This window comes from Sphingobium sp. 22B (assembly GCF_001580035.1).
Lineage (GTDB): Bacteria > Pseudomonadota > Alphaproteobacteria > Sphingomonadales > Sphingomonadaceae > Sphingobium > Sphingobium fuliginis.
The window spans coordinates 1-1,039 of the sequence record NZ_LTAB01000073.1; the positions used below are offsets into that span (position 1 = coordinate 1).

Genomic DNA, 1,039 nt, shown 5'->3' on the forward strand with positions numbered 1-1,039 from the left:
TCGGCGATCTGAAGCGGATGGGCGTGATCGCGCTCGCCGGGCGGCGCGGCATCTGCGCTGTTTTGCAACGGCCAAGTCAGAAGCTCGCTCCGCTCGCGCCCACCCCTAACCCCTCCCGTTTATGGGAGGGGAAGGTCCTGAATTGGCCAAAAACAGCCCCCTCACTCCCCCTCGGCCATCCCCTCCAGCCGCCCGGCATCCACGATCCGTACCCCGCGCCGCCCGGCGAGCGCGATCACGCCCATCCGCTTCAGATCGCCGATCTGCCGCGACACCGTCTCGATGGTCAGCCCCAGCACGTCCGCGATCTGCTGCCGCGACAGGGGCAGTTCGATCACCCCATCCCGATCCGCCCGCAACCGCCGGTGCATGTCCAGCAGCAGGGTCGCCACCTTCTCCCGCGCATTCTTCCGCCCCAACAGCAGCATCCACGCCCGCGTCCGGTCCAGATCGTCCAGCGTCCGCTGCAACAGCCGGTGCTCCAGCGCCGGATGCTCCCGCGCAAAGCCGTCGAACGCCCCCCGCGGATAAAGGCACAGCCGCGCATCGGTCAGCGCCGTGACACTGTGCGGCGTCCGCGCGCCGAAGGGGCGGCCGATGAAATCCGATGCATAGACGACGCCGACGATCTGCTCGCGCCCGTCGCCGGTGGAGGTGGACAGCTTCAGCGTCCCCTCGATCACATTGGCGACCAGCGTCGAACTGTCGCCTTCCCACATCACGGTCTGCCCGGCCTGCAGCGACACCCGCCGCCCGATCCGGTTCAGCGCCACGCGCTGCTTTTCGTCGAGATCGGCGCAGACCGCCTGATCGCGCACCTCGCACCGGTCGCAATATTGCCCACCGCAGCCCTTGGCCGGAGGCGTCGCCGCCATGACGAAGGCCCCATCGTCCTGCGCCTTTTGCGCCAGATCAAATCGCATATCCATGCGCCGATCCATGCCGCCACCGCGCGCCGCAACCTATCCGTAATTGTCCCTAAGAGGCGAAAGTGGGTGGATTGCGGACATTCCCCCTCCCGCAGGCGGGAGGGGGAATG

The 1,039-nt window shown here is 67.8% G+C and carries 1 protein-coding gene; it reads right to left on the reverse strand.

The window, feature by feature from the left end:
- Positions 1 to 161 precede the first annotated feature (161 nt).
- Positions 162 to 929, reverse strand: coding sequence for a Crp/Fnr family transcriptional regulator (locus A0J57_RS24965; RefSeq protein ID WP_061941032.1), 768 nt, complete (start codon positions 927 to 929; stop codon positions 162 to 164).
- Positions 930 to 1,039: the final 110 nt, after the last annotated feature.